This window comes from Haloarcula pelagica (assembly GCF_030127105.1).
GTDB lineage: Archaea > Halobacteriota > Halobacteria > Halobacteriales > Haloarculaceae > Haloarcula > Haloarcula pelagica.
On record NZ_CP126161.1, the window covers coordinates 3,079,481 to 3,105,639 of the forward strand.

23 protein-coding genes and 1 pseudogene are annotated in these 26,159 nt (G+C 68.6%); 13 read left to right on the forward strand and 11 right to left on the reverse strand.

Annotated elements, in window-relative coordinates:
* Nucleotides 1-43 precede the first annotated feature (43 nt).
* From moaC to P1L40_RS16330, 3 genes are read right to left on the reverse strand one after another with little or no spacing between them, the layout of a single operon-like run.
* Nucleotides 44-520, reverse strand: a complete 477-nt coding sequence (gene moaC, locus P1L40_RS16320; RefSeq protein ID WP_284008562.1) for a cyclic pyranopterin monophosphate synthase MoaC — start codon at nt 518-520, stop codon at nt 44-46.
* Nucleotides 521-565: 45 nt separating this feature from the next.
* Nucleotides 566-1,108, reverse strand: coding sequence for a MogA/MoaB family molybdenum cofactor biosynthesis protein (locus P1L40_RS16325; protein ID WP_284008564.1), 543 nt, complete (start codon nt 1,106-1,108; stop codon nt 566-568).
* 39 nt (nt 1,109-1,147) lie between these two features.
* On the reverse strand, nt 1,148-1,804 hold the full coding sequence (locus P1L40_RS16330; protein WP_284008567.1) for a helix-turn-helix domain-containing protein: 657 nt from the start codon (nt 1,802-1,804) through the stop codon (nt 1,148-1,150).
* Between the two features lie 182 nt (nt 1,805-1,986).
* Between P1L40_RS16330 and P1L40_RS16335 the strand changes: the two genes are divergently transcribed.
* The 13 genes and pseudogenes from P1L40_RS16335 to P1L40_RS16395 all read left to right on the forward strand — a co-directional run bounded on the left by P1L40_RS16335 (nt 1,987) and on the right by P1L40_RS16395 (nt 16,292).
* Nucleotides 1,987-2,565, forward strand: coding sequence for a hypothetical protein (locus P1L40_RS16335; protein WP_284008568.1), 579 nt, complete (start codon nt 1,987-1,989; stop codon nt 2,563-2,565).
* Complete coding sequence (locus P1L40_RS16340; RefSeq protein WP_284011083.1) at nt 2,562-3,206, forward strand: QcrA and Rieske domain-containing protein; 645 nt, start codon at nt 2,562-2,564, stop codon at nt 3,204-3,206. The genes P1L40_RS16335 and P1L40_RS16340 overlap by 4 nt, the downstream gene beginning before the upstream one ends.
* The gene (locus tag P1L40_RS16345; RefSeq protein ID WP_284008570.1) at nt 3,206-4,642 is read left to right on the forward strand and encodes a cytochrome b; all 1,437 of its coding nucleotides are present in this window, start codon (nt 3,206-3,208) and stop codon (nt 4,640-4,642) included. The genes P1L40_RS16340 and P1L40_RS16345 overlap by 1 nt, the downstream gene beginning before the upstream one ends.
* Nucleotides 4,635-4,814, forward strand: coding sequence for a DUF8120 family protein (locus P1L40_RS16350; protein WP_284008572.1), 180 nt, complete (start codon nt 4,635-4,637; stop codon nt 4,812-4,814). Before P1L40_RS16345 ends, P1L40_RS16350 begins: the two co-directional genes overlap by 8 nt.
* Nucleotides 4,807-7,725, forward strand: a complete 2,919-nt coding sequence (gene narG, locus P1L40_RS16355) for a nitrate reductase subunit alpha (protein WP_284008574.1) — start codon at nt 4,807-4,809, stop codon at nt 7,723-7,725. The genes P1L40_RS16350 and narG overlap by 8 nt, the downstream gene beginning before the upstream one ends.
* Entirely contained in the window at nt 7,718-8,782 is a 1,065-nt protein-coding gene (gene narH / locus P1L40_RS16360) for a nitrate reductase subunit beta (protein WP_284008576.1), read from the forward strand. The genes narG and narH overlap by 8 nt, the downstream gene beginning before the upstream one ends.
* On the forward strand, nt 8,775-9,593 hold the full coding sequence (locus P1L40_RS16365; protein ID WP_284008578.1) for an ethylbenzene dehydrogenase-related protein: 819 nt from the start codon (nt 8,775-8,777) through the stop codon (nt 9,591-9,593). Before narH ends, P1L40_RS16365 begins: the two co-directional genes overlap by 8 nt.
* Entirely contained in the window at nt 9,593-10,273 is a 681-nt protein-coding gene (locus tag P1L40_RS16370) for a molecular chaperone TorD family protein (protein WP_284008580.1), read from the forward strand. Before P1L40_RS16365 ends, P1L40_RS16370 begins: the two co-directional genes overlap by 1 nt.
* Nucleotides 10,270-11,099 (forward strand): annotated as a pseudogene (locus P1L40_RS23735) (DUF8068 family protein). The gene P1L40_RS16370 and the pseudogene P1L40_RS23735 overlap by 4 nt, the downstream one beginning before the upstream one ends.
* Nucleotides 11,096-11,944 carry a HEAT repeat domain-containing protein gene (locus tag P1L40_RS16380; protein WP_284008581.1) on the forward strand — a complete coding sequence of 283 codons (849 nt, stop codon included), beginning with the start codon at nt 11,096-11,098 and terminating at the stop codon, nt 11,942-11,944. The pseudogene P1L40_RS23735 and the gene P1L40_RS16380 overlap by 4 nt, the downstream one beginning before the upstream one ends.
* Entirely contained in the window at nt 11,941-13,194 is a 1,254-nt protein-coding gene (locus P1L40_RS16385; protein WP_284008583.1) for a P-loop NTPase, read from the forward strand. Before P1L40_RS16380 ends, P1L40_RS16385 begins: the two co-directional genes overlap by 4 nt.
* Nucleotides 13,191-13,817, forward strand: a complete 627-nt coding sequence (gene mobA, locus P1L40_RS16390; RefSeq protein WP_284008584.1) for a molybdenum cofactor guanylyltransferase — start codon at nt 13,191-13,193, stop codon at nt 13,815-13,817. Before P1L40_RS16385 ends, mobA begins: the two co-directional genes overlap by 4 nt.
* Nucleotides 13,818-13,844: 27 nt before the next feature.
* The gene (locus P1L40_RS16395) at nt 13,845-16,292 is read left to right on the forward strand and encodes a PAS domain S-box protein (protein ID WP_284008586.1); all 2,448 of its coding nucleotides are present in this window, start codon (nt 13,845-13,847) and stop codon (nt 16,290-16,292) included.
* Here the strand turns inward: P1L40_RS16395 and P1L40_RS16400 are convergent, their stop codons facing one another.
* The 8 genes from P1L40_RS16400 to P1L40_RS16435 form a co-directional block, all read right to left on the reverse strand.
* Complete coding sequence (locus P1L40_RS16400; RefSeq protein ID WP_284008588.1) at nt 16,293-18,032, reverse strand: glutamate--tRNA ligase; 1,740 nt, start codon at nt 18,030-18,032, stop codon at nt 16,293-16,295.
* 126 nt (nt 18,033-18,158) lie between these two features.
* The gene (locus P1L40_RS16405; RefSeq protein ID WP_284008590.1) at nt 18,159-19,097 is read right to left on the reverse strand and encodes an ArsA family ATPase; all 939 of its coding nucleotides are present in this window, start codon (nt 19,095-19,097) and stop codon (nt 18,159-18,161) included.
* Nucleotides 19,098-19,158: 61 nt separating this feature from the next.
* Nucleotides 19,159-20,199: a geranylfarnesyl diphosphate synthase gene (gene idsA3, locus P1L40_RS16410; RefSeq protein ID WP_284008592.1), complete on the reverse strand. Its 1,041-nt coding sequence runs from the start codon at nt 20,197-20,199 to the stop codon at nt 19,159-19,161.
* 4 nt (nt 20,200-20,203) lie between these two features.
* Entirely contained in the window at nt 20,204-21,550 is a 1,347-nt protein-coding gene (locus P1L40_RS16415; protein ID WP_284008594.1) for an RNase J family beta-CASP ribonuclease, read from the reverse strand.
* Nucleotides 21,551-21,809: 259 nt separating this feature from the next.
* On the reverse strand, nt 21,810-23,000 hold the full coding sequence (locus P1L40_RS16420) for a hypothetical protein (RefSeq protein ID WP_284008596.1): 1,191 nt from the start codon (nt 22,998-23,000) through the stop codon (nt 21,810-21,812).
* A gap of 42 nt (nt 23,001-23,042) precedes the next feature.
* Nucleotides 23,043-23,783 carry an isopentenyl phosphate kinase gene (locus tag P1L40_RS16425; protein ID WP_284008598.1) on the reverse strand — a complete coding sequence of 247 codons (741 nt, stop codon included), beginning with the start codon at nt 23,781-23,783 and terminating at the stop codon, nt 23,043-23,045.
* Nucleotides 23,780-24,763: a mevalonate kinase gene (gene mvk / locus P1L40_RS16430; RefSeq protein ID WP_284008600.1), complete on the reverse strand. Its 984-nt coding sequence runs from the start codon at nt 24,761-24,763 to the stop codon at nt 23,780-23,782. The genes P1L40_RS16425 and mvk overlap by 4 nt, the downstream gene beginning before the upstream one ends.
* Nucleotides 24,764-24,811: 48 nt before the next feature.
* Entirely contained in the window at nt 24,812-26,152 is a 1,341-nt protein-coding gene (locus P1L40_RS16435; protein ID WP_284008602.1) for a cytochrome P450, read from the reverse strand.
* Between the last annotated feature and the right edge of the window lie 7 nt (nt 26,153-26,159).

A 26,159-nucleotide genomic window follows, 5' to 3' on the forward strand; every position in this document is an offset into this window, starting at 1 on the left:
GACCGTCTACCGGTCGGGCACGGGTATGTGTTTCCGAACGCGGTCAGGGGCGTTCGACGGACTTCTCGACGACTTCGACCCCCTCGATTCCGGTTCCGGGGTACTGCCCGTCGGCGTCTTTCTCGCTCGCTTTCACCATGTCCCAGACGACGTTGAGGCCGGTCGTCACACCCTCCAGCGCCTCCATCTCGCAGCCGGTCTTCCCGACCGTCTCGACGGCGACGGTGAGTTCCACCCGGCCGTCCGCGACCTCGAACGCTGTTTCGACGTTCGTGATCGGGATCTGGTGGCACATCGGGATCGTCTCCCAGGTGTGTTTGACCGCCTGGATCGCGCCGATCCGGGCCGTCGTCAACACGTCGCCTTTCTCCACGTCGTCGGCCTCGATCGCCGCGAGCGTGTCGTCGGTCAACCGGATCTCGCCCCGGGCGACGGCTCGGCGCTTGCTGTCTGCTTTCTCCCCGACATCGACCATCTGGGCGTCACCGTCCTCGTCGACGTGTGTGAACTCCTCACTCATGCCCGCTGGTAGCGCCACCGGCCCCAAAACCGTGCGGGTCTGGCCTCACCGTCGGACGAGGCCGAGGAGGTGACCGACTGCGGGAGCGATCAGTTCTTCGGTGCCCGTCCGGGCGGCGTTCTCGCTGCCGGGCAGACAGAAGACGAGTCGATCCTCGACCACGCCCGCGGTCGCCCGCGAGGCCATCGCCATCGGTCCGACCTCCTCGTAGGACAGCCAGCGGAACAGCTCCCCGAACCCGGGGATCGGCCGGTCGAACAGGTCGCCGACTGCCTCGACGGTCACGTCGTCCGCCGTCAGGCCGGTGCCGCCGGTCGTGACGACAACGTCGGCGCCGCCCTCGAACAGTCCCGCGACAGCCCCGGCGATCGCGTCGGCGTCGTCGGCGACGAGCCGACGGTCTGTGACCGCGTGCCCTGCCGCTTCGCAGGCCGCCTCGACGGCGTCGCCGCCGGGGTCGTCCGCCAGTGTCCGGGACGAGGAGACGGTCAAGACGGCGATGTCGACCGTCTCGCGGTCGTGTGCGTGGTGATCGTCGTGGCTATCGTGATCGTGGCCGTCTGTGCTGTCGCCGTGATCGTGACCCATACCCCGGTGTGGGGACGAGACACGGATAACTGTCGGCGGTCACGGTTCGTCGAGGAGGTCGCCGAACACCTTCCGCTGGGCGGCCGCGAGGTGTTCGGTGAACGTCGCGGTCGTGATTCCCAGCTCGTCGGCGACCTCGCCGGCGTTGGCACCTCGCGGGTGTTCGAAGTACCCCAGTTCGTGGGCGCGTTCCAGCACCTCGCGCTGGCGCGCCGTGAGTTTCTCGCGGTCGAGGACCACCGGTCGACCCCGGTCTGCGGCGTCGTCGGTCTCGACCAGCCGCCGGAGATTCACGTGGTCGCTCGTCGACTGGAGATCCGCGATCACCTCCCTGAGCGTGGCCACGTCTTCGACGAGGAACGTCACCGTCAGCGACCGCGCCGTGGCGCTCAGTTCCTGAACGACACAGTCCGCCCGCTCGATCCGCTCGCAGACACACCCCTGGCCCGCCTGGCGACGGAGGCGGTAGACCCGCCCGTGCTCGTAGTCGAACACCGCTTCGACAGCCTCGTCGTCGGGGGCCGGCGGCGCCTCACCGTCGCCGACGAGCGTGAACTCCTCGACGACCTCCTCGTCGTCGCCGCCCAGCGCGCTCCTGGAGACCGAGGCGACCCGCCAGTCCTCACCGGCGTGGGGCTGGACCTGACAGGCCTGTGGGTCGACGACTTCGACCTCCGCGAGTACCCGACTGGACATGTGTCGAGATGTCGAGCTGTTTCCGGCAAATAGTTCAGCGCGAACATGTTCGGCACCGATTTTCACGTAAAAAGCACCCGAGATGTTTGGTCCGACGTTCACCGTCGTCGTCGCGTAAGGCTCGGACACGAGGGACCGGCTCGAACAGTCAGAAGACTATCATACCCGGCCTCGCCCAAGCTATGAGACGGAACACGATACTCATCGTCCTGCTGGTGACCGCGGTGTTGCTCCCGATGTGGTACGTGGCGTTACACGGCGAACCGCCCTCCGAGGAGATCGCGATCGACGAGAGCGTCACCGATCTCCGACCGCTGGAGGGGCCGATCGACACCCCGAACAAGCTCTCGCCGAGCCAGGTCGGCGTCGTCGTCTGGGTCGCCCTCTTCGGCCTCGTCGGCGTCCTGGCCGGCGCCCACCAGTTCATGAACCGGGCCGTTCGACCGCCGGACGAAGCGCCGGTCGCCGACGGCGGCCAGCTCACGCCCAGCCTGCCGTGGCTCGAATCGGACAACCGCTGGGTCGTCGAGTACCACGACGCCTCCGACGCCATCGAGGGACTGGTCGCGATGGGCGGGCTGACCGTCCTCTCGATCGTCTTCGCGGCGCTGTTTACCGGCGAGTACCTGACGCTCGCGCGGACCCAGTACTTCGGGCTGTACGCCACCGGGATGTTCGTCTCGCTGGCGCTGTCGACGGTCGCGTACTACGCCTGGTTCATGCCACACGTCGAGGTCGCGGAATACAGGAGGCACGACTGATGGACTACCCGAAACCCGACGAGGACGACACGGACGACTGTGGATGCAGCGACACCCCGGCGGCCCGCCAGAGCCTCTACAGCGACGCGCGGGCCGAACTCCGGCGGCGGGACTTCGCGAAGTTCCTCGCGACAGTCGGCGGTCTCACCGCCGTCGCCAGCCTGACGGCGCCCCTGGCCAGCACCACCCAGGTGTTCGAGCGCAGCTACGAGGGGCCGATCTACTCCGACGGCGTCGCGCTCGTCGACGACGCGGGCGAACCGATCGAGGAGGGCCGCCTCGCTGAGGGCGAGCACATGACGGTCTTCCCCGAGCCCCGGCCCGGCATCGAGGACGCGCCGACGCTGTTGGTGCGCTACGCCGAAGACGCCTACAGCAACGTCAAAGAGGGCTTTACCGTCAGCGGCTACGCGGCGTTCTCGAAGGTGTGTACCCACGCCGGCTGTATGGTCGGCAACCGCGACGGGGACCTCATGGTCTGCCCGTGTCACTACGGGAAGTTCGACCCACTCTCCGGCGGGAGCGTCCAGGGCGGCCCGCCGGGGCGGGCGCTCCCCCAACTCCCGATCACGCTGTCCAGCGACGGGGCGCTGATCGCGACCGGCGACTTCGAAGGGCCAGTCGGCCCGGGGGGTGAGTGATGTCCCGCGCCGACCGACTCTACGACTGGTTCGACACCAGGCTCGATGTCGAGCGGGGCCAGCAGTTCCTCGGGAAGGCGTTCCCCGCCGAGGACTCGTTCCTGCTCGGGGAGGTCGCGCTGTTCTGTTTCCTCCTGCTCGTCCTCTCGGGGATCTTCCTGGGCTTTTTCTTCGAGCCCTCGACCTCCGCGGTCGAGTACGACGGCAGCGTCGAGAAGTTCCAGGGCCAGGAGATGCCCGAGGCGTTCGTCTCCGTGTTGCACATTACCTACGACGTGCCCTTCGGCATGTTCATCCGGCGGCTCCACCACTGGGCGGCCCACCTCTTTGTCGCCTCGATCGGGTTGCACATGCTCAGGGTGTTTTTCACCGGGGCCTACCGCAACCCACGTGAGCCAAACTGGATCGTCGGCACCGGACTGGCGGCGCTGTCGATGGGCGCGGCTTACACCGGCTACGCCCTCCCGTTCGACGAGTTCGCTGCCACCGCGACCAGCATCGGCTACAACCTCACCATCTCGGTGCCGCTGCTGGGTGACTTCCTCGGACAGGTGGTCTTCGGTGGGGAGTTCCCCTCCAGCGCGACCATCCCGCGGCTGTACTTCCTGCACGTACTGGTCATCCCCATGGCGATTGCAGGGGGCCTAGCGCTGCACATGGCGATCCTGATACGCCAGAAACACACCGAGGCCCCCCGCGAGGGCGACCTGACCGTCGGCGACGAGACGGTCGACCAGGACGACGACAGCGTCATCATCGGCCTGCCGGCCGTCCCCAACCAGGCGGCCGTCTCGGCGGTCGTGTTCTTCCTGACGGCCGCGACCCTCTCGGCGCTCGCGGGGCTGCTCCCGGTCCACAACGTCGCCGAGTACGGCCCCAACGACCCCGCCAGCACGCCGGCACTCATCATGCCCGACTGGTTCCTGATGTGGGTGTACGGCTTCCTGAAACTGCTCCCCCAGATCAGTCTCTCCATCGGGCCGGCCCACATCAACGGCGAGTTCGTCGGCGGCGTCCTCATGCCGGGGCTGGTCTTCCTGGCGATCGCCGCCTGGCCGTTCATCGACCGGACGCCCGAGCCGACCCACTTCACGGCCGACCCGCTGGAGCGGCCCTGGCAGACCGGCGTCGGCGTCGCCGCCGTCGCGTTCGTCATGATCGCCTCGATCGCGGGGATGAACAACATCCTCGCCGACCAGGTGCTGGGGACGACCACCGGCGTCGTCAACCCCGTCCTGACTGGGGCGTTGCTCGTGGTCCCGCCGGTGCTTGGCGGGCTCACCTATCTCCTGTTGCGCGACGGTGAGCAGTCGACCCCGCCCGACGACGAGGGGGTCGCCGCAGACGGCGGGACGACCGGCAGTGAGAGCGCCGACGCGGGCGCAGTCGGCACCCCTGCCATCGACGACAGCGACGGAGGTGGGAGCGATGACTGAGATCGCCATCTCCCGCAGACAGTATCGCCTGCTAGACACGGCGAGCAAACTGGTCGGACTCGGCCTCGTGGCCGCCGGACTGGAGGCCGGCGGCTCGACGCCGACCGGCCTGGCCCTCGCGCTCGTCGGTACCGCCTGTGCGACTGCGACGGTGTTTCTGAGCCATGAGTAGACAGACTCCCGACGACGACCGCTGGACGGATAGTTCGCTGAGCCGCCGCGACTTCGTGCGCGGGCTCGGCGCGGCATCGCTGCTGGGCGCGACCGGCCTCTCGTTCGCCGACGACGGCATGGAGGGCCTGGAGGCAGTCGACGACCCGATCGGTAACTACCCCTACCGGGACTGGGAGGACCTCTACCGCGAGGAGTGGGACTGGGACGACATCGCCCGCTCGACCCACAGCGTCAACTGCACCGGCTCCTGTTCCTGGAACGTCTTCGTCAAGGACGGCCAGGTCTGGCGCGAGGAGCAGGCCGGGGACTACCCCACGTTCGACGAGAGCCTCCCGGACCCGAACCCGCGAGGCTGCCAGAAAGGGGCCTGTTACACCGACTACGTCAACGCCGACCAGCGCGTGCTCCACCCCCTTCGCCGTACCGGCGAGCGCGGCGAGGGCCAGTGGGAACGGATCAGTTGGGACGAGGCGCTGACCGAGATCGCCGACCACGTCATCGACGAGGTCGTCGAGGGGAGATACGACGCTATCTCCGGGTTCACGCCGATCCCGGCGATGTCGCCGGTGAGCTTCGCCAGCGGCTCCCGGCTCATCAACCTCCTCGGGGGCGTCTCCCACTCGTTCTACGACTGGTACTCGGACCTGCCGCCGGGCCAGCCCATCACCTGGGGCACCCAGACGGACAACGCCGAGAGCGCCGACTGGCACAACGCCGACTACATCGTCGCCTGGGGGTCGAACATCAACGTCACGCGCATCCCCGACGCGAAGTACTTCCTCGACGCGGGCTACGAGGGGGCCAAACGGGTCGGCATCTTCACCGACTACTCCCAGACGGCGATCCACACCGACGAGTGGCTCTCCCCGGAGGGCGGCAGTGACACCGCCCTGGCGCTGGGGATGGCCCAGACCATCGTCGACGAAGGCCTGTACGACGAGGCCCACCTGAAAGAGCAGACCGACATGCCCCTGCTCGTCCGGGAGGACACCGGGAAGTTCCTCCGGGCCGGCGAGGTCGGTCTGGCGGGGGACGCCGACGACCCCGAGAAGGTGTTCGTGATGGTCGACGCCGACGGAAACCTGCGACGCGCGCCGGGCTCTCTTGGCGAACGCGACGGCCAACACGATCCCGAGGCGAGCATCGAACTGGACTTCGACCCGCAGTTGGGCGTCGAACGGACCGTCGGGACCGACGACGGCGAGGTGCCGGTGCGGTCGGTCTGGGAGAACCTCCGGGACGAACTCGCCCAGTACACCCCGGAGTTCGTCCACGAGGAGACCGGCGTCGGCGAGAACACCTACCAGCGGGTCGCCCGTGAGTTCGCCGAGGCCGACGCCGCCAAGATCATCCACGGCAAGGGCGTCAACGACTGGTACCACAACGACCTGGGCAACCGTGCCATCCAGTTGCTCGTCACCCTGACCGGGAACCTCGGCGATCCGGGCACCGGGCTGGACCACTACGTCGGCCAGGAGAAGATCTGGACGTTCCACGGCTGGAAGGTCCTCTCGTTCCCGACCGGGAGTGTGCGGGGGGTGCCGACGACGCTGTGGACGTACTTCCACGGTGGCATCCTCGACAACACGGATCCCGACACCGCCGAGAAGATCCGCGAGTCGATCGACAAGGGGTGGATGCCCCTCTACCCGACGGAACGCGAGGACGGCTTCCGGCCCGACCCCTCGACGATGTTCGTCTGGCGGGGCAACTACTTCAACCAGGCCAAGGGTAACGTCGCCGTCGAGGAGCAACTGTGGCCGAAACTCGACCTCGTGGTCGACATCAACTTCCGGATGGACTCGACGGCGATGTACTCCGACATCGTCCTCCCCGCGGCGAGCCACTACGAGAAGTACGACCTCTCCGAGACGGACATGCACACCTACGTCCACCCGTTCACGCCGGCGGTCGAACCGCTGGGGGAGGCAAAGACCGACTGGGAGATCTTCCGCCTGCTCGCCGAGAAGATCCAGGAACGCGCCCGGGAACGGGGCGTCGACCCCGTCGAGGACAGGAAGTTCGACCGCACGATCGACCTGACGACGATCTACGACGACTTTGTCCGCGACTGGGAGACCGGTGAGGCGGGCGCACTGGAGGAGGACCGCGCCGCCGCGGAGTTCATCCTCGAACACTCCGAGGAGTCCAACCCCAGCGATAGCGACGAGCAGATCACCTTCGCCGACACCGAGGAACAACCACAGCGGCTCCTGAAAGCGGGTCCTCACTGGTCCTCGGACATCAAAGCGGACGAGGCCTACGTCCCCTGGCAGGACTACGTTCACGACAAGGAGCCCTGGCCGACCTTCACCGGCCGCCAGCAGTACTACGTCGACCACGACTGGTTCCTCGAACTCGGCGAGGAACTGCCCACGCACAAGCGCGGGCCACAGGACACCGGCGGGGACTACCCGCTGACCTACAACACGCCCCACGGCCGGTGGTCGATCCACTCGACCTGGCGCGACAGCGAGAAGATGCTCCGGCTCCAGCGTGGCGAACCGGTCGTCTACCTCAACCCCGACGACGCCGCCGACCGCGGTATCGAGGACGGGGACACCGTCGAGGTGTTCAACGACATGGGTAGCGTCGAGGTCCAGGCGAAGATCTACCCGTCCGGGGAACCCGGGACCGCCCGCCAGTACTTCGCCTGGGAGAAGTTCCAGTACCCCGACCGGGACAACTTCAACACGCTCGTCCCGATGTACATGAAGCCGACCCAGCTCGTCCAGTACCCGGAGGACACCGGCGAGCATCTGTACTTCTTCCCGAACTACTGGGGGCCGACCGGCGTCAACAGCGACGTGAACGTGGACGTTCGACTGACCGACGGGCAGTCGGGCTCGGGAGACGAGCAGCGCGGGTCTGCCGGTGTGGGCCCCGCGGGAGGTGAGTCCGATGAGTAGCCAGAATCAGGACGGCGAGGACACCCACGTCAACGTCGCCGACGGCGTCGACCACCAGGTCGCGATGGTGATGGACCTGAACAAGTGCATCGGCTGTCAGACCTGCACCATCGCCTGCAAGTCCCTCTGGACGGAGGGCGGCGGCACCGACTACATGTACTGGAACAACGTCGAGACCAAGCCCGGCGAGGGCTACCCGAAGGGCTGGGAGGACTCCGGTGGCGGCTGGCAGTCCAGCGAGCACAAGGACCGCGAGACCGGCGACATCCCGTCCCGCGAGGAGTACGGCCGCGCCTGGGAGTTCAACCACGAGGAGATCATGTACGAGGGCAGCGACGAGCCGCTTCGCCCCCGGGAAGGCGCCGAGTGGGGGCCCAACTGGGACGAGGACCAGGGCGCCGGCGAGTACCCCAACAGCTACTACTTCTACCTCCCGCGGATCTGCAACCACTGCACCCACCCCTCCTGTGTCGAGGCTTGCCCGCGCTCGGCAATATACAAACGCGAGGAGGACGGCATCGTCCTGGTCGATCAGGACCGCTGTCGGGGGTATCGGTACTGCGTCGAGGGGTGTCCGTACAAGAAGGTGTACTACAACACCGTCTCGAAGAAGTCCGAGAAGTGCATCTTCTGTTACCCCCGCCTGGAGGGCGAGGGACCGGACGGCGAGACGTACGCGCCCGCCTGTGCCGAGGAGTGCCCCCCACAGCTCCGACTGGTCGGCTTCCTCGACGACGAGGACGGCCCCATCTACAAGCTCGTCGAAGAGTACGAGGTCGCACTGCCGCTGCATCCGGAGTTCCAGACCCAGCCCAACGTCTACTACATCCCGCCCTATGCCCCCGGCCAGCACACCGAGGACGGCGAGACGGTCGACGTTGACCGCATCCCGCGCCAGTACCTCCGTGAGCTGTTCGGTGACCGCGTCGACGATGCCTTGGACACCATCGAGCGCGAGCGACAGCGCGCCCGACAGGGGGCCGACAGCGAACTGATGGAACTGCTCCAGGACAAGAACCCCGCCAAACAGTACCGACTGGAGGTCTTCGATGACTGACGCCCACCACATCGGGACGGCACTGCTGCTGGGCCTGGTCGTGGTGACCGCGACGGTCGCGGCGCCGCTCGCGAGCGCCCGCCCGGCCCACGAGATACCGGTCTCGCCGGCGACCGGGAACCTCTCGACGCCGGCCGCCGACGGCTGGGCGTCGGTCCCGGCCGCTGAGGTTCCGATGACCAGCGCACCGAGTAGCGTCCCCAACGCCGACGACACGACCGTCGAGCGGGTCCACGTCCAGGCTGCGCGCGGCGATGGGACCCTCTACCTGCGGTTGCAGTGGGACGACGCCACCCGCGACCAGAGCGCCGCCAGCCCCGAGGCGTTCGCCGACCAGGTCGCGGTCCAGTTCCCGGTCAACGAAAGCGCCCGGCCACCGATCGCGATGGGCGGCCCGGGGAACATGGTCAACGTCTGGTACTGGAGCGCCGACGCCGGCACGCAGGAACTGCTGGCCGGTGGCGCCGGGTCGACCACCGCGTTCGGCCAGCCCGCGGTCGACGCCGACGCCCGATACGACAACGGCACCTGGTCGGTCGTCTACGCCCGTTCGGTCAACGCCAGCGGGACCAACCGGACGACCATCACCGACGACGGCGACCTCGACGTGGCCTTCGCGGTCTGGAACGGTTCGAACGGCGAGCGGGCCGGCCAGAAATCGGTTTCGGAGTGGCACTACTTCCCGTTCGGTGACGGGCCGAGCGGCCCGCCCTACGAGGCCCTGCTGTGGTCCGTCGCCGGCGTCGCCATCGTCGCGGTCGTCGGCGTGACCGCCTTCGGCGTCCAGCGCGCGAGAGGGGGGATGAAGTGATGGCGACGACGCCCGCCGACGCGCCCGAGGACCTCGACAGTGACGCGGCCGCCCGCGGGACCGTCTACCGGACGCTCTCGGCGGCGTTCCGGTACCCCGACGAGGCGTTCCACGCCGCGGCCGCGTCCGGTAGCCTGACGCGGGACCTGCGGCAGTGTCTCGCCCGGACCGCACTCGCGGTCGAGGCCCCCGACCTGGCGACCGGGGACGACTACGAGACGCTCGCCGCCCGGTACAACGACCTGTTCGAACTGGGCTACAGCGAGTACACCGACCGGACCGACGGCTCGCTGGACAGTTCCGGCCCGCCGGTGCCGCTGTACGAGTCCAAATACCGGCCCGACCAGTCCTGGAACGACGTGAATCTCGACTTGGCGCGGGCCTACGACCACTACGGCCTGGAGATCGATCAGGACCGCCGGGACAACCACGACGCGCTCCGGTACGAACTGGAGTTCGCCGGCTACCTCGCCCGCCGGGAAGCGGTCGCCGAGGCCGACGCGGCGCTGGCCCGCCTGGACTTCCAGGACCGCCACCTCGGCCACGCGGCCGCCGGCGTCGCCGACCGACTGGCCGACGAACCGGGGACCGACATCTACGGCGCGCTGGGCGACTTTCTGGAGGCGTTCGTCCGCGCCGACCGGAACGACCTCGCCGACCGGCTGGAGGGGGAGCGATGAGCACCCGAGAGGCAGTCGTCGGCCGGCTGCCCGCACTCACAGCGCAGCGTCGCCGATCGATCCCGGTCGCAGTCGTCGGGGTCGCGGCCGCCGCCGTCGCAGTCCGGTTCGCCGCCGCGCTTTCGGTCAACGCGCCCGGTGGCCCCTCGATGGGCCTGCCGTCGGTCGACGCGACTGCGACCGCGACCGCCGCGCTCGCGGCCGTCGTCGTCGGCGCGCTCGCCGACCGACCGGCAGCCGGGTTCGGCCTGCTGTTCGTCGGCGTGTTCGGGCTGCTCTCGCTCGGCTCGGGAGCCGCCGCACTGCCGGCCGCCGTCGCGGTCGTCGCCGGCACGGCTACGGTCGTCGTCGCCACACGCGACCGGGCCTCGATCGGTGAACTCGCCGTCGGGACCGTCCTCGTGTCGGCGCTCGTGCTCGGGCTAGCAAGCGGTGTGGGCGGCCTCGCGGCGCTGCGTTCGGTGGCCTCCACGGTCGCGCTGGCCGGCCTGGGACTACTTCCGGTGTTCGCGGCGACCGACGGACGTGCGCTGGTCGGTGGCGGCCTGGCGTTCGGCGCGGTCGTCTTCGTCGGCCTCTCGGTCCCGTTCGTCACCGGCGCCGTGACCCTCGTCGGCGGCGGCGTCGTCGGGGCTTCGCTCCCGGTCGTCGCCCTCGCGGCCGCCGGGACCGTCTCGACTGCAGTGCCGCCGGCCGGACGCGAAACTGGCCGCTGCTTGCCGGTGTCGCGCTCCTGGCGCTCGCCGGTGTCCCGGCGACGCTGGGTCGTGCCGTCCCGTTCGCGCTGGGGATCGCCACGCTGGTCGCCCTGGAGGGGTCGCGATGACCGACGACCGCAGCGAGTACGAGAAACAACTGGAGGCAGAGCCGGACCCGCAACTGGACCCCGAGCGCAGCCCGGGGATGCACACCGACATCGAAGCGCTCGAAGACATCGAGGTGAGCCGCGCGGACGTGACTATCGGCGAGGCGACGCCCGAGGAACTGGCCGCAGCGGATACGGAACCGGTCGAGGACGCCGACCTCGCGGCCCTGCTCGCCGATCTCCGGGAGGGCAGCGACACCGACCGGCGCCGGGCGGCCCTGGCGTTGAAGGACGAGCCGACCGACGAGGCGGTCGTGACCGCACTCGCCCGTGCCGCGACGACAGACGACGACAGCGATGTCCGGCAGTTCGCCGTCGAGGCGCTGACCGAACACGGCGACGAGCGGACGGCCGCGGTCGCGGTCGAACTGCTCGACGACGCTGACCCGTGGGTCCGGGCCGAGGCCGTCGTCGCGCTGGACAACCTCGACCGCGAGGCCCACGAGGACGACATCGCGGCCGCGCTCGCCGAGGACGACCACCACGCAGTCCGTCGAAACGCTGCCATCTCGCTGTTCAAACTCCGCGGCGAGGCGATGGCAGACGAACTGCTGGAACTGAGCCACGCCGACAGCGAACGGCTCCGGGAGTGGGCCGCACACATGCTCGCCGGCGTCGACGAGGACCGCGCCCGGGAGCGCCTCGACGCCCTGACCGACGACCCGGCGACCGTCGTCCGCCAGACGGCAGAGCGCTCCCTGGAGGAAGAGCCGGGGCAGTTCCGCCGGCAGTTCGGCGGCGCCCTGGAGAACGACGCTCGCCTGCTCCCCGGCGAGGACCGACTCAACAGGATGCCCGATCTATGAGCGAGAACGCCCACCAGACGCTGACCGACCGCGTCGAAGCACAGCTCCGCGAAGTGCGTGACCCACAGGCCGACCTCTCGGTGTTCGAGGCCGGCTTCGTCCAGGATATCGCAGTCGACGACGGCGAGGTGACGATCGAGACCGACCTGACTGCCGTCGACGGCGACACCGCCGATTCCGTCGTCGAGGCGATGTTGCGGGCCGTCGACGACGTTGACGGCGTCGACAGCGTCCACGTCGAGAGCACCACCCCTTCCAGCGAGGGGCGCTCCGCCGTCGCGGCCTTCGACCACGTGATCGCCGTCGCCAGCGCGAAAGGCGGCGTCGGGAAGTCAACGACCGCAGCCCACCTGGCCTGCGGGCTGGCTGCCGACAGCGACGTGGCGCTGTTCGACGCCGACATCCACGGTCCGAACGTCCCCGATCTGCTGGCGGTCTCCGGGCCGATCCACTCCAGCGACGAGGGCGACCCGCTCCCGGTCCGGACCGGGGGCCTGGACGTGATGAGCGTCGGTCTGATGGAGGACGGCGCGCCGCTGGCCTGGCGCGGCGCGATGGCTCACGACGCGCTGGATGACCTCTTTACGAACACCGCCTGGCGCAACGACGACGTGCTCGTCATCGATCTCCCGCCGGGGACCGGTGACGTGGTGTTGACGACGCTCCAGGAGGTCCCCGTCGACGGCGTCGTCGTCGTCACCACCCCGTTCCACGCGAGCGTCAGCGACACGAGTCGGACGGTGGAACTGTTCCGTGACAACGACGTGCCGGTGCTGGGAACCGTCGTCAACATGGCCGAGTACGTCTGTGACTGCTGTGGCGAGGCGAACGACCTCTTCGCCGAGGCCGCGGGACCGTCCGGGATCGGCGACCTCGACACGTCCGTCCTCGCTCGGCTACCGTTCACGCACGACCTCCAGGCGACGCCCGAACCCGGCGACGTTCCCGACCCGATCACGGACCTCGCGGACGGGGTCGCCGAGGCCGCCGAGACGGCCGGCGAGGTCGACGTTCCCGAGGGCGCGGTCGACATCCGCGGGCTCGAACCCCAGGAACGAAAGGACCGCGTGCGCGAACGGTTCGGCGAGCTCGACGCGGGCGAGGCGTTCGTCCTCGTCAGCGACCGGGACCCGGCGCCGGTCGGTCCGTTCCTGGGCCGACTGGCCGAGGCGCCCCGGGAGGCGTTCGATCCCTTCGAGACTCGCCGGGCGACGCCCGACGCCTGGGTCCTCCGGACCGAGAAACCGTGACCAAGGCGACCGGTGTCGTCCTCGCGGGCGGCCGCTCGCGTCGGTTCGCGGGCGGCGACAAGGCCCTGGCGACACTGGACGGCGACCCGCTGCTCGTCCACGTCGTCCGGGCGCTGGCCGCGGTGGCCGACGGGGTCGTCGTGAACTGCCGAGCGGACCAGCGACCGTCGTTCGAGGCCGCCCTCGCTGCCGCCGATCTCGACGGGCCGGTCTCGTTCGCCGTCGACGACCGGCCCGACGAGGGACCGCTGGCCGGCCTCGTTCGGGCGTTCGGTGTGATCGACACCGAGTACGCCGTCGTCCTCGCCTGTGACATGCCGCTGGTCCCGGCGTCGTCGCTCACGGCACTGCTAGAGCGTGCGGCCGACGCGGGGACGGCTGTCGTCCCACGGACGACCGGCGGCCTCGAACCGACCTGTGCGGTGTATCGGGTCGGCCGGGGCCGTTCCGCTGCCGAGACGGCCTACACCGACGGCGAGCGGAGCCTCCACGCGCTGTTGCAGCGGCTATCGCCGACCGTCGTAGACATTTCGGCGGTCGGCCTCGACGAGCGGTCGCTGACCAGCGTCGATACCGTCGAGACGCTCGCTCGCCTCCGCGGGGCGTCCCGGGGAAACCACTAATTACCGGTCACCCTACGGTTGGTGTAGATGCAAGCGGGGTTCGAGGGATTGCTGTACGCCGTCGCCGTGGTGTCGCTGGGAGTCGCGACACTCGCCTGGGTGAGACGCGACGCCCCCGGCGGGACGCCGATGGTGGTGTTCCACGTCGCGCTCGCGGTGGGGGCCGTCGCGTACGCCCGGGAACTCGCGGCGGTGACGGTGGCGACACAGGCGTTCTGGGTCCGGCTCTGGCTGCCGGCACAGACCGTCGTCGCCGTGTCGTGGCTCTACGCCGCGCTCCAGTACGCGGGCTCGACGCGGTTCACGACCCGGCGAGTCGCCGGACTGCTCGCCGTCGAACCGGTGCTCCTCTCGCTGTTGCTGGCCGGCGAGCGCCGGCTTGTGTACGTCCCGCCGGAGCGGGGCGTGTCGGGGTCGCTGCTCCAGACCGCCGGGACCGACCTCGCCGTGGGGTTCCTGCTGCACTCGATCTTCCTCCTCGTGGTCGCCCTGGCCGGTACGACCGTCCTCGTCAGACTGTACCTCCGGTCGCGACACCTCTACCGGGTCCAGGCTGGTGCGGTGCTGGTCTCGGCGCTTGCCCCCTGGGCGGCGATCGTCGGCCAGGCGCTCTTTTTCGACATCGATGTCGACACCAGCATCTTCGCCTGGGCCGTCTCCGGGGCCGCACTCACCCTGGGCCTGTCGACGTTCAAGCAACTCGACCCCGTCCCGACGGCCAGAAAGACCATCGTCGAGGAGATGGGCGACGGTGTCGTCGTCGTCGACAACGACGGCATCGTCACCGATACGAACCGCGCTGCCCGCGACATCCTCGCGCTCGGTGACGACCTCGTCGGTCAGCCGCTGGCGTCGATCGTGGAGCGACTCGGGGACCTCGCCGTCGGCGAGGCGGCGACCGACGGCTTCGTCGAACGCTCGGTGACGGTCGACGGGGACCGGCGGTTCCTCGAAGTCGAACTGTCGGAGTTCACCGACCGGTTCGACCGATCGGCCGGCCGCCTGCTGCTCATCCGGGACGTGACCGAGCGAAAGCGCCGCGAACAGCAGTTCGAACGGTACAAGACGATCTTCGATTCGGTGAACGAACCCGTCTACGTCCTCGACGGATCGGGTCGGTTTGTGCTGTACAACGGCCCCTTCGAAGCGTTCGTCGGCGCCGACGGGGACGCGCTCGTCGGCGAACCGTTCGACCGATTGCTGGCCGACGGCGAGACGACCCCGACCGCCGACGGCGAACGCCGAACGGTCGAACTGGCCCTCCAGACCAGGGCCGGCGAACCGCGACCGTGCGAGGCCGACCTCGCCCCCATCTCTTTCGAGACCGCCGACTCGGGCTCTGTCGGGGTCCTCCGAGATGTCTCCCAGCGCAAGCGTATCGAGTCGGAACTCGTCGAGACCAGCGAGCGCCTGGAAACCCTCGTCGAGGCGTCGCCCCTGGCGATCGTCGCGGTCGACCGTGACGGCGTCGTCGAGGTGTGGAACCCGGCCGCGGCGGACCTGTTCGGCTGGCGCGCCGAGGAGGTCATCGCGGAGCGAATCCCCGTCATCCCCGACGACCAGGCCGACCGTCTCGCCGATCAGTACGACCAGGTTCTGGCCGGCGAGCGCCTCACGAACCTCGAAAACGTCCTCCAGCGGAAAGACGGCACTCGCGTCGAGGTGAGCGTCTCGATCGCCCCGATCCACGACGCCGACGGGACGGTGACCGGCAGCGTCTCGATCATCACGGACATCACCGAGCGGAAGGCGCGTGAACGGAAACTCGAACGACAGAACGAGCGACTCGACGAGTTCGCGGACATCGTCAGCCACGACCTGCGCAACCCGATCCAGGTCGCGTCCGGACACCTCGACCTCCTGGGCGACTCGGTTCCCGCGGAGAACCGCGACCACCTCGACGGGGCCTTGCAGGCCCTCGAACGGATGGAGACGATCATCGAGAGCACACTCACGCTCGCGAGGGAAGGACGGGACATCGAGACACCCGAACCGGTCGCGTTCGCGGCTATCGTCGAGCGGGCCTGGGCGTCGGTCGCGACCGACGACGGGACGCTCACCGTCGACGATGTCCCGGAGACCGTACAGGGTGACCCGACCCGACTCGCGACACTGCTCGAGAACCTCTTTCGGAACGCCGTCGAACACGGTTCGACAGGCAATCAGACGGAGTCCGATGACAGTGTGGAGCACGGCCCCACGGGCAGTCGGCCAGAAGCCGACGACAGCGTCGACATCACCGTCGGTGGACTCGACGACGGGTTCTACGTCGCCGACGACGGCGCCGGGATCCCCGAGACGGAACGGGGGTCCGTCTTCGATTCGGGGTACTCCTCCGAGCAGGACAACACGGGGTTCGGGCTGGCGATCGTCCAGCGCATCGCCCACGCACACGACTGGTCTGTCTCCGTCACGGAGAGCGAGGACGGCGGTGCGCGGTTCGAGTTCCGGGGAGTCGTCGAGTACTCCGAGTGATCAGGGGTGAGCGAAGTACGCGACCGACTCGCCGTCCGCGTCGAGGGCGTCGAGCCTGGCGAACCCGATCCGTTCGAACTGCAAGAGGTCGTCGGTGTCGTACTCCAGGACGCCGGGCTCCGCGACTCCGGTCACGTCGCCGTCCATCGTCCGGAGTCTGAGCGCCGGCCCGTCGGCGGGCGCCCAGTGGACTACGTCGACGCCCTCCTCACGGACTGCGCTGATGTCGTCGCCGACGTACTCGAAGGCGTCTCTGGTGTGGCGCACGCAGCCGTAGCCTTTCAGCCAGACCCGTTCACCGTGTGGCGGCAGGTCGTCGCCCTCGATCACGACACCGCTCGTGACAGGGATCTCACGCCGCCCGCGGTCCTCGTGGTCGGGATGTAGCGGCGGCTCTCCCGCGTCGGGCCCACCGATGATCTGGCGCTCGACGAGTCCGCCGTACTCCTCGCCCTCGCGGACGAAGAACGCCCGGTCGGTGTCGTCGTCGATCAACTCGCGGTTGTTGGCGTACACCGAGGACATCGCCAGGTCGACGTTTGAGGTCGAAGTCCCCAACTCGATCATCGCGTCGACGAGGGCCTGTCCGCGGATTCCGCGGCGTTCGAGGCTGGCGACCGTCGGCGCACGGGGGTCGTCCCAGCCGTCGAGGTCGCCCTCGGCGATCAGTTCCGAGATGGTCGAAGTCGACAGCGACACGTCGTACTCGTCGACCTGGACGTGACCCCAGTGGACGACCTCGGGGTACTCCCAGCCGAAGTAGTCGTAGACGAACTGCTGGCGTTTCGCCGAGTCCTGGAGGTCGATCCCGCGGATGATGTGAGTGATATCGAGCAGGTGGTCGTCGACGCCGCTCTGGAAGTCCAGCATCGGCCAGCAGCGGTACTCCTCTGCCGCCTCGCGGGGGTGTGGCGTGTCGATGATCCGGAAGGCGACGAAGTCCCGCAGCGCGGGGTTCTTGTGGGTGATGTCGGTCCGGACCCGCAGGACCATCTCGCCGCTCTCGTACTCGCCGTTCACCATCTCCTCGAACTCCTCGTGGACCGTCCCGGCGTCTTTCTCGCGGTGCGGGCAGGCTTCGCCGTTGTTTTTCAGGTCGGAGAACTCGCCCTGCGGGCACGAGCAGGTGTAGGCCCCGCCGGCGTCGATGAGGTCCCGCGCGTGGTCGTAGTAGGTCCCGACGCGGTCGCTCGCTTTGACGACCGAGTCCGGTTCGAAGCCCAGGTAGTCGATGGCGTCGAGGATTTGGTCGTAGGCGTCCAGATCCGGCCGTTTGGTCTCCGGGTCGGTGTCGTCGAACCGGCAGACGAACGCGCCGTCGTACCGTTCCTTGTAGGTGCCTACGACGGCTGCCATCCGCGCGTGGCCGATGTGCCACGGGCCGTTCGGGTTCGGTGCGACGCGCATCCGGACGCCCTCGCTCTCGTCGACGTTCGGGAGGTCGGGCAGCGGGTGGTCCTCGCCCTCGCCCTCGTCCTCGCTCTCGATCTCTTCGAGCCGGTCGGGCGCCAACTCGGCGATCCGGTCACGCCGTTCCTGGCCGTCCATCCCGTTGACGCGATCGACGACCGGGGTGATGATCCCCGGGATCTCGTCGCCGTGCTCGCGGAACTCGGGGTTCTCGCCCATGAGCGGCCCCATGATGGCCCCGACCTGCGCCTCGCTTTCGTGTTTGACCGCGTTGAGGAGGGCGTTGACCTCGGCGGCCTCCTCGATGCGGGCACGAAGTTCGTCGTCCATGCACGACTCTGGCACCGCCCCGGTCAAAACGGCGTCGGGTTTTGTCGGCGCTGGCTGGGTCTGTCATACGACTCCGCTCTCACTTCGTTGGTCCTGGTCGACCCTGTCCGCTCCTGGGACGACCACCTACGTACCGTTTCCTATGTGGGTACTAATTCGTTCGAGGGCTTCTACGCCCGTCACTTCGCCGGGTTCGTCGGGGACGGTCCGGAGTTCGAGTTCCGGGAGCGATTCCCGCAGGGTCTCGATCGCCTCCCTCTGGACGGTCTGTTTCCCGCGACAGCGCTCGCAGTCGCTAGGGTCCTCGATGACCTTGTTGACGACCAGCGTCCGCACGGGGACCTCGAAGGTCCGCAACTGCTCGACCAACCGCTCGGTCTCGCGGACGGCCATCGTCTCGGCTATCGTGACCGCGCGGAACTCGGTCCGGGAGGGGTCCCGGAGCACGGTCCCGACCCGTTCCATCCGGTCGCGCATCTCGGTGAAATCGTCCCGTTCGTCGTCGTCCCGCCGGCCCGCCATCGGACCGAACATCATCGTCCGGGCGGTGTCGACCTTCCGGCGGATCTGTCCGCGCAGATCCAGGGCGGTCGCCATCCCGCGATCCAGCACGTCTGGCAGGTCGAGGAGCCGGAGCGTGTGACCGGTCGGTGCCGTGTCGAAGACGATCCGATCCCAGCGGTCGCTCTCGATGTACGTCGCGAATCCGTCGAGGGCAGCGAGCTCGTCGCTCCCGGGCATGACACCGCTCGTGAACAGCGCCGAGACCGCCTCCTCGTCGAGGTCGATGCCGGCCTGGCTGAACTCCGCGGCCAGTGCCTCGAACAGCGACCGGTAGCGGTCGATGCCTGCCTGCGGGTCGACCTCGACGCCCCACAGCCGATCGCGTATCGCCGTCGGCTCGCCACCGAGGGTTGTCTCGACGGCGTCGGCGAGCGAGTGGGCCGGATCGGTCGAGACGACGAGCGTCTCGTATCCCTGGCGCGCCAGGGCCAGCCCAGTCGCCGAGGCGATGGTCGTCTTGCCGACGCCACCCTTGCCACCGTAGAGGACGAACTCCGTCACGGCTACTGCTAGGCGATGCTGGTGTATAACTGGTCGCCCGACCCGGTTCCCGGGCGGGGCGTCAGTACTCCCGCTCGACGAGGTAGTCCGCGATCCCCGCCAGCAGGAAGCGCGCCTCGTTGTCCGGGAGGACTTCGAGGTTCTCCTTCCCGCTTGCGATCAGGTCGTGGGCCGTCTCGCGGGCGTACTCGATCGAACCGACCTCGTGGAGGCGGTCGACGGCCGCGTCGATCTCCGCCTCCGAGACCGCGTCGACGGACTCGGTCGTGACGAGCGACTCGAGATCGACACCCTGCTGGCGCGCGTGCAGCGTCACCAGCGTCTGTTTGTTCTCGACGAGGTCCGAGCCGCGCTGTTTCCCCAGCTTCTCGGAGGGGGTGGTCAGGTCCAGCAGGTCGTCCTGGATCTGGAACGCCCGCCCAACGTCGAGTCCGTAGTTGTACAGCGCGTCGACAGTCCCGTCGTCGGCCCCCAGCAAGGTCGCCGGGATGGCCGCCGCCGCCCCGTAGAGGACGGCGGTCTTGAGTTCGACCATCTCCAGGTACTCCTCGGGCGTGACTGCCTCGCGCTGCTCGAACTCGATGTCGAGCGACTGCCCTTCACAGATTCGGGTGCAGGTGGTCGCGAGCCGTCTCGTGGCGTCGACGGACCGCTCCGGTGCGGCACCGGTCGAGAGCAGGAACTCGAACGCCTTCGAGTACAGCGTGTCCCCGGCCAGGATGGCCGTCGAGAGGTCGTATTCCTCGTGGACGGCCGGGACACCACGACGAAGGGGGTCGTCGTCCATGATGTCGTCGTGGATGAGCGTGAACGTCTGGATGACCTCGATTGCGATGGCCGCGGCGAGCACGTCCGCTTCGCCGCCGTCGAGCGTCGGGAACGCCCGGTACTCCGTGGCCGACGGGTCGACATCGAGCAGCGACTCGGCGACCAACAGGAGGACGGTCGGCCGGAGCCGCTTGCCACCAGCGTCCAGCAGGTATCGCGACGCCTCGTAGAGGTGGTCCGGTCGTTTGACCGGCAAGTCCTCCGGGAGCGCGCTGTTGACCCGCTCGCGCCGGGCGACGATGGCGTCTTCGACCTGCTGATGGCGTTCGGACATACTCTCACTCGGTGAGCTGAATCATGTTGCCGTTACGGGTCACGTGGAGGTCCCGGCCCAGCTTGTAGCCCTGGTCCTCACAGAGGTCGACGTAGGGCGCGAAGCCTTTGAGATTCTGGTGGGCGGGGATGACGTTCTGGGGCTGGAGCGCGTCGAGCATCTCGTAGTGACCCTCGCGGTTGAGGTGGCCGGAGACGTGGATGTCGTCGTAGATGCGCGCGCCCTGCATGCCCAGGAGCTTCTCGGACTGGTAGCGCTGGCCCTCGTTGGTCGGCTCGGGGATGACCCGGGCCGAGAAGATGACCTTGTCGCCGTTGTCCAGTTCGTAGGGCGTCTCGCCACGGCCCATGCGGGTGAGCATCGCGCGCGGCTCGCCCTGGTGACCGGTGACGATCGGCAGGAAGTTCTCCTTCCCTTCGTTCATAATCCGCTTGAACGTCCGGTCGACCGACTTGCGGTGGCCGTACATCCCCAGGTCCTCGGGGAAGTCGACGAAGTCGAGTCGTTCCGCGGTCCCGGAGTACTTCTCCATCGAGCGGCCCAGCAGGACCGGCTGACGGCCGATGTCGTCGGCGAACTCGACCAGCGACTTCACGCGGGCGATGTGACTGGAGAAGGTCGTCGCGACGATACCGCCGTCGTAGTCCTCGACGGAGTACATCACGTCCTTGAGGTGGCGTCGGGCGACCGACTCCGAGGGCGTTCGGCCCTTCTTGCCGGCGTTCGTACAGTCCTCGATGTACGCCAGGACGCCGTTGCCCTCGCGGCCGATCTCGCGGAACCGCTCCATGTCGATCGGGTCACCGATGACCGGCGTGTGGTCCATGCGTTTGTCCAGGCCGTAGACGACCGATCCCTCGGGCGTGTGCAGCACCGGGTTGATGGCGTCGATGATGGAGTGGGTGACGTTGACGAACTCCAGTTCGTTGCGGTCGCCGATATCCATCGTCTCGCCGGCCTCCATCTTGATGAGGTCGTTCTGGACCCCGAACTTCTCCTCGCCTTTGATCTGCTGTTTGACCAGTTCGATCGTAAAGGGCGTGGCGACGACCGGTGCGTCGTAGCGGTGGGCGAGCTTCGAGATGGCGCCGATGTGGTCGAGGTGGCCGTGTGTCGGCACGATCGCCTTCACGTCGCCCTCCAGATCGGACATGACCCGGTCGTCCGGGATCGCGCCCATGTCGATCAGATCGAGCGAGTGCATCCGCTCGGTCTCGACGTTGTCGTGAATCAGTACCTTCGAGAGGTTCAGGCCCATGTCGAAGATGACGACGTCGTCACCTGCACGGACTGCCGTCATCTGACGGCCGACCTCTTCGTATCCGCCGATTGTTGCGATTTCGACTTCCATGGTTGTAGCTCCGAGTGGAAGCCGTCCGCGTGCACGCGGTCGGCAGTGGCGACGACGGTAACGGCTGTGAAACGGCGTCTCGATTCCGCGGCGACCCCGAGGCCAGTCGGTGGACCCGTAGCCCCGGAGTCGGAGGGGTGGACTCTCGTCCGGACGACATACACCCGTCGTCTGCCGGCCGCCGATCCGCGCCCTGCGGGCGGCCGTACGCTCGGTTACCCGGCCCTACAACGTGCCGTCTTAAAACGGTGTGGGTTCGCTACGACCGCTCGTCGTCGAGCCGGTCAGACAGCGGATCGCCGTCCTCGCTCTCTGTCCCGTCCGACGAGCCCGGCCGTGACTCGCCCGTCGGTTCTCCCGGGTCGGAGACGAACGGGTCCGTTTCGTCGGCGTCGAACGACTCCGAATCGTTGATCGGTTCCGGTTCCAGTGTATCCGTGCCCGCCTCGTCCGGCGGGTCCGGGTGTGGCGAGCCACCGTCGTCGACCGCTGTCTCGAACGTCTCCGACTCGTCCGCGCCCGCTGTCGACTCCTCGGTCGGAGCCGTCTGGAACGCGTCGTCGGTCGATCCGTCGCTCCCGGTGCCGGCGTCGACAGCCCCGAACGACGCCGTGCTCTCGTCTACGTCGTCCGCCGTCGCTCGTTCGGTCGCTTGCTGTGTCTCCCCGTCGGGTGCTGTCCCGCTGTCGTCGAACTCCGTCGGGTCCGGCGGCGACCACTCCCGGGGCGGCGCGGACGGATCGGGCTCCGCTGCCGGCGGTTCCGACTGTCCGGTTCGGTCGTCACGCTCCGGGCTGTCGTCCTCGGTCGAACTGTCGGCGCCGTCGGCCGTGCCCGCCTCGGCACTCGTTTCGGTCGGCTCGGACTCGGGTGCCGTGTCGGTCTCGGCGAGCGGGTCCGACTGGGACACGGCGGCCGGCGCCTCGTTCGGGGACCGTTCGGCGGACTCCCCAGCCTCAACTGGGTCGCTCCCGCTCTCGGACTGCGTGGGATCGGGGGCTGCCGCCCCGGACTGGGGGGGCTCATTCGCCGGTTGGGTGTCGGTCACGGCCTCTTCTGGCGTCGCTGCCGGTTTCGGGGGGGACTGCTCCCGACTGGCCGCGGCCGCCTGGGGATCGGTCTGTTCCGCGTGAGCGGCGTCCGGCGCCGGTTCCTGTTCCGGCGCGTCCGGCTCCGCGCTCGCGGCGACCGCTCCGACCATCGCCGCGTCGGCGATGAGTTTGTGTAGCAGTCCGAACAGGCCCGACGCACTCAGGAGGAGGCCGACGACGGTCACGACGATCCCCAGTATCGCCTGCGCACCGGCGTCACCGCTGGCGCCGAACGACCCGACATCGACGAGGACGTTTCCGACGGCGATCAGACCGCCACCGATCAGGGCGACCACGAGGAGATACCCGAGGAACTTCGTTCCGTACCGGTAGACATCCGGCAACCCAACAGCAGACATGGTTCGACCATCGACAACGGCGGGCAAATAGGTTACGCCGAGTCAGCCGCCGTCTCCGACTGTTGTCCCGGGGCGGTCGCCCGCGACGAACTCGGGGAGCGCGTCGGGGCCGAAGATCTGGACGGGGGCGGAAAGCGCCAGGAGCGTCCGGACCTTCCCGGCCATCCCGCCGGAGACATCCGTGGCTTCGCTCGCACCCAGCGCGTCGGCCACGTCCTCGAAGCGTTCGATCCGTTCGATCACGTCGCCGTGCTCGTCGAGGACGCCGGGGACGGTCGAACAGACCCCCACACGGTCGGCGGTGAGGGCGGTCGCGAGTTCGGCGACCAGTTCGTCTCCCGAGAGCACCGTCGCGCCCTTTCCGGCCTGGACCACCAGGTCGCCGTGTAGTACCGGGACGAAGCCTTCGTCGAGTGCAGTTCTGACTTGCTCGGCCGGCATGGTCAGTGCCCCCGCGGCGTCGCGGGCACCGGCGGAGAACGGATGGACCGGGACCGCCGGCACGCCACGCTCGGTCAGTTCGGCGACGACACGCGCGTTGAGGCGGGCCATCGCGCCGTGGATGGCCTGGACCGCCCGCGCGTCGTGTGTCCCGTCGGTCGTGCTGACGCCGTGTTCGGCCGCGTGGTGGTGGCCGAAACTCCCGCCTCCGTGGATCACGACCAGGTCGTCGTCGGCGGTGGCGACCGCGTCGGCCGCCGCCGCGAGCCTGTCGTCGTCGACCGTCTCGGGCCGGTCTTTGACTGTGACGACGCTCCCGCCGAGTTTCAGGACGGTCGTCATTCCCGGCGGACCCCATCGGTGTCCAGTTCGGCGCGGAAGGCGTCCTCACAGCCTGGCGTGTACCGCAACGCGGTGAGCGCCCCGTCGGTCTCGTCCAGTGCGACGATACAGCCGCCGCCGCCGGCACCGGTCAGTTTCGCGCCCGCGGCGCCGCCCTCGCGGGCAGCCCACACCATCGCGTCCAGCGATCGCGAGGAGACGCCCAGAGCCGCCAGCAGGCCGTGGTTGAAGTTCAGCAACTCGCCCATCGAGTCGTAGTCGTCCGTGCCCAGCACGGATTCGCCTTCCCGGACGATATCGCCGATCGCACCGACCGTATCGGCCGCGAAGTCGTACTCCTCCCGGAGTTGCCGGACCCCGGCGACGAGTTCACCCGTGTCGCCCGCGCCGCCGTCGTAGCCGATGACGAAGGGGAGATTGCCGACCCCCCCGATCCGCCGGCAGTCGTCGCCCTCGACCCGGACCGCCCCACCCATCGCCGAGCAGAACGTGTCCGCGCGCGAGGCCTGGCCGTCCTGGACCGCGTACTCGACCTGATAGGCGCGGTCGGCGATCTCTTCGGGGGTGAGTTCGACCCCCAATTCGCGCGAGGCGGCGTCGATGGCCGCGACGACGACGGCGGCCGACGAGCCCAGTCCGGCCCCCAGCGGGATGTCACTCTCGACGACGATCTCGAAGCCGGCGTCGGGCCTGTCCGCGACAGCGCGGGCCTGCGCGACGGCCTCGTTGATGTAGCCGACACCGGCGCGAACGAGTGACTCGTCGGCCTCCAGATCGGGGTGACCGTCGTCCTCACCGGTGTACTCGACGGTGTAGCCGTCGAGGGTCAGATCGTCGACGTGGACCCGTAACCCCTCGTCGATCTCTCTGGCGGTCACCCGCGCCCGCTTCTCGATGGCACACGGGACCGCCGGCTCGCCGTAGACGACTGCGTGCTCCCCGAACAGGTACACTTTGCCGGGAGCGCTCGACGTGACCATACCCGCCCGTGGTCACCGAGGGGGTTAGGTGTTTTCGGAGCCGGCCGGTCACTCGCGTTCGCGGACCCGCATCGACATCTCCTGTCGCGGGTGGGCAGTCAGCGAGGGCAGCAGTTCCAGTGGCGTCTCGCCCAGGAACTCCAGTCGGTACTCGCTTGCGGTCGTCGCGGTGATGAGCTGTGCTTCGAGCATCGCCAGGTGCTTGCCGATACAGTGCCGTGGCCCGCCGCCGAACGGGAAGTACGCGAAGCGCGGCCGCTCGTTCGCCCGCTCGGGCTTCCAGCGTTCGGGGTCGAACGTCTCGGGCTCCTCGTAGAACCGCTCCGAGCGGTGGACGCCCCACTGCGGGAGCATCAGCGTCGTCCCGGCCGGCACCGAGTAGCCCGCCAGTTCAACGTCGACGGTCGGCTCCCGGAAGATGGTGTACACCGGCGGGTAGAGCCGCATCGCCTCCTGGATCACCCACTCCAGGTAGTCCAGTTCGCGGACGTGTTCCATCCCCGGCCGGTCGTCGCCGACCACCTCGTCCAGTTCCTCGTGGACGCGGTGCTCCACGTCGGGGTGTTCCGAGAGCAGGAACCAGGTGTAGGTCAGCGTCAGGGCCGTCGTGTCGTGACCGGCAAGCAGCATCGTCATCATCTCGTCACGGAGCTGTTCCGGCGACTGCTCGCCGTCGTCGCGCGCCCGGAGCAACACGGACAGGAAGTCCATCGGCCCGTCCTCGTCGCTGCCCAGCGACCCCTCGCGGGTCGCGATGATGTCGTTGAGGACACCGTCGAGGGTCTCGACGGCCCGGTCGAACTTCGCGTCGTCGGGCATCGGCATCCACTGCGGTGCTGCGAACCGGATCGGGTCGGGCTCGAACCGCTCGCCGAGCGGCATCAGTTGCTCCTCGATCGTCCGGACCGTCTGTTCGTCCAGTTCGACGCCCATCATCAGGTCGAGGATGACATCGAGCGTGACCCGGGTCATCGACTGCTCGGCGTCGATCACGTCGCCCTCGGCCCAGCCGGCGATTCGGTCCTCCGCGTGGCCGGTGATGCGGTCGGCCATCCCGGCCAATCGGCTCATCGAGAACGCCGGGTTCGCCAGTTGGCGCTGTCGTTCCCAGGTCTCACCTTCACTCAACAGGAGTCCGTCGCCCAGCAGGTCTCCCAGCGCGTCGCCCTGGAAATCCGGCTTCCGGAAGTTCTCGGCCTCCGAAACGAGAACCCGTTCCAGCGCCGTGGGATCACAGATCATGAACGTGTCCATCGGCCCCATGTCGAACCGTGCAACGTCGCCGTAGGCCCGTTCCAGCGCCGAGATAAACCGGAACGGGTTCCGTGCGTACGTCCGACTGCTCCCGAACAGCGGTTCCCCTTTCGGGCCCGGCGGCGTCCCTGACATTAGATCG

Excerpts from the sequence above, each read along its gene's own strand:
- moaC (WP_284008562.1), bottom strand. The coding sequence starts at position 520 with ATGAGTGAGGAGTTCACACACGTCGACGAGGACGGTGACGCCCAGATG.
- P1L40_RS16325 (WP_284008564.1), bottom strand. The coding sequence starts at position 1,108 with ATGGGTCACGATCACGGCGACAGCACAGACGGCCACGATCACGATAGC.
- P1L40_RS16330 (WP_284008567.1), bottom strand. The coding sequence starts at position 1,804 with ATGTCCAGTCGGGTACTCGCGGAGGTCGAAGTCGTCGACCCACAGGCC.
- P1L40_RS16335 (WP_284008568.1), top strand. The coding sequence starts at position 1,987 with ATGAGACGGAACACGATACTCATCGTCCTGCTGGTGACCGCGGTGTTG.
- P1L40_RS16345 (WP_284008570.1), top strand. The coding sequence starts at position 3,206 with ATGTCCCGCGCCGACCGACTCTACGACTGGTTCGACACCAGGCTCGAT.
- P1L40_RS16350 (WP_284008572.1), top strand. The coding sequence starts at position 4,635 with ATGACTGAGATCGCCATCTCCCGCAGACAGTATCGCCTGCTAGACACG.
- narG (WP_284008574.1), top strand. The coding sequence starts at position 4,807 with ATGAGTAGACAGACTCCCGACGACGACCGCTGGACGGATAGTTCGCTG.
- narH (WP_284008576.1), top strand. The coding sequence starts at position 7,718 with ATGAGTAGCCAGAATCAGGACGGCGAGGACACCCACGTCAACGTCGCC.
- P1L40_RS16365 (WP_284008578.1), top strand. The coding sequence starts at position 8,775 with ATGACTGACGCCCACCACATCGGGACGGCACTGCTGCTGGGCCTGGTC.
- P1L40_RS16370 (WP_284008580.1), top strand. The coding sequence starts at position 9,593 with ATGGCGACGACGCCCGCCGACGCGCCCGAGGACCTCGACAGTGACGCG.
- P1L40_RS16380 (WP_284008581.1), top strand. The coding sequence starts at position 11,096 with ATGACCGACGACCGCAGCGAGTACGAGAAACAACTGGAGGCAGAGCCG.
- P1L40_RS16385 (WP_284008583.1), top strand. The coding sequence starts at position 11,941 with ATGAGCGAGAACGCCCACCAGACGCTGACCGACCGCGTCGAAGCACAG.
- P1L40_RS16395 (WP_284008586.1), top strand. The coding sequence starts at position 13,845 with ATGCAAGCGGGGTTCGAGGGATTGCTGTACGCCGTCGCCGTGGTGTCG.
- P1L40_RS16400 (WP_284008588.1), bottom strand. The coding sequence starts at position 18,032 with ATGGACGACGAACTTCGTGCCCGCATCGAGGAGGCCGCCGAGGTCAAC.
- idsA3 (WP_284008592.1), bottom strand. The coding sequence starts at position 20,199 with ATGTCCGAACGCCATCAGCAGGTCGAAGACGCCATCGTCGCCCGGCGC.
- P1L40_RS16415 (WP_284008594.1), bottom strand. The coding sequence starts at position 21,550 with ATGGAAGTCGAAATCGCAACAATCGGCGGATACGAAGAGGTCGGCCGT.
- P1L40_RS16420 (WP_284008596.1), bottom strand. The coding sequence starts at position 23,000 with ATGTCTGCTGTTGGGTTGCCGGATGTCTACCGGTACGGAACGAAGTTC.
- P1L40_RS16425 (WP_284008598.1), bottom strand. The coding sequence starts at position 23,783 with ATGACGACCGTCCTGAAACTCGGCGGGAGCGTCGTCACAGTCAAAGAC.
- mvk (WP_284008600.1), bottom strand. The coding sequence starts at position 24,763 with ATGGTCACGTCGAGCGCTCCCGGCAAAGTGTACCTGTTCGGGGAGCAC.
- P1L40_RS16435 (WP_284008602.1), bottom strand. The coding sequence starts at position 26,152 with ATGTCAGGGACGCCGCCGGGCCCGAAAGGGGAACCGCTGTTCGGGAGC.